The 1,222-nt window shown below is 68.8% G+C and carries 2 protein-coding genes; one reads left to right on the plus strand and one right to left on the minus strand.

Features of this window, described 5'->3' with window-relative positions:
* On the minus strand, positions 1-368 hold a 368-nt coding region (locus AC1DYI_RS36185; protein WP_477208910.1), incomplete at its 3' end, for a glutathione S-transferase N-terminal domain-containing protein.
* 100 nt (positions 369-468) lie between these two features.
* Here AC1DYI_RS36185 and AC1DYI_RS36190 point away from each other — a divergent pair.
* On the plus strand, positions 469-1,222 hold a 754-nt coding region (locus AC1DYI_RS36190; protein WP_477208911.1), incomplete at its 3' end, for a LysR family transcriptional regulator.

Genomic DNA, 1,222 nt, shown 5'->3' on the forward strand with positions numbered 1-1,222 from the left:
CGGTTGAACAGCGTGGCGAAGCGTGCATGCGCCGCGCCGGCGGCCAACGGCCCGGCAGCGACCCCCAGCCAGCGTTGCACCTCGGCTTGCGTGGTGGCTTGCTGCGGCAGCCAGCGGCGGCGCTCGTCGTAGGTCAGGGCCAGGTAGACGAGGATGGCGTTGCTGTCGGCAAGCGTGAAGTCGCCGTCCTCGATCACTGGCACCTGCCCGAGCGGGTTGCGGGCGAGGAACTCGGGCTTCTTCTGCTCGGCGGCGATCAGGTCGACGTCGACCAGCTCGGTGGGCAGCTCAAGCAGCGACAGCATCAGCTGCACGCGGTGAGCGTGGCCGGAAAGGGCGAAGCGGTAAAGGCGGATGGGCTTGTTCATGGGGCTCCAGGCAGTGAATGGGCGAAGCCTAGGGCTTGCAGCCTCTGGAATGAAGACGCAGCATGGGTAGTTCAGAATTGCAGTTGGAGGAAGAATCACCATGGACCACCTGCAACGCCTGCGCACCTTCGTGGCCGTGGCCGAATGCGGCAGCTTCGCGCGCGGGGCGCGTCTGCGTGAGGTCTCGGCCCCGGCGGCCACACGCGCTGTGGCCACACTCGAGCGGCACCTGGGTGCGCTGCTGCTGCAGCGCACGACACGCAGCCTGCGCCTGACCGAGCAGGGCGAGGCCTTCCTGGCCGATTGCCGCCGCATCCTGGCCGAACTGGATGCGGCCGAGGCCGCGGTCACGGGCGCACGCCGCGAACCGCAAGGCACGTTGGCGGTCACCGCGCCGGCCCTGTTCGGCAGCCGGCACATCGCGCCGCTGCTGTTCGAGTTTCTCGATCAGCACCCACAGTTGCAGGCGCGGGCGCTGTTCACCAACCGGCTGGTGCACTTGATCGACGAGGGTTTCGACGTGGCGTTGCGCATCGCGAACCTGCCCGATTCGAGCTTCACGGCCGTGCCGGTGGGCAAGATGCGCGCGGTGATCGTGGCCTCACCGGCTTATCTGAAGCGCCACGGCACGCCGCGCGAGCCTGCGGACTTGAAGCACCACCGCGCGATCGGCTTCACGATCGAAGGGCAGGACCGCACCGGTTGGAATTTCGTGCGCGGCCGCGCCACCACGGCGCCGCAGGAGCGGCTGGTGGTGAACGCCAACGACGTGAAAGTGGCTGCCGCCGTGGCCGGCCACGGTCTGGCGCGCGCACTGGCTTACCAGGTGACGGACGAGGTGCGCGACGGTCGCC

This window comes from Ideonella sp. P3_A4 (genome assembly GCF_056403075.1).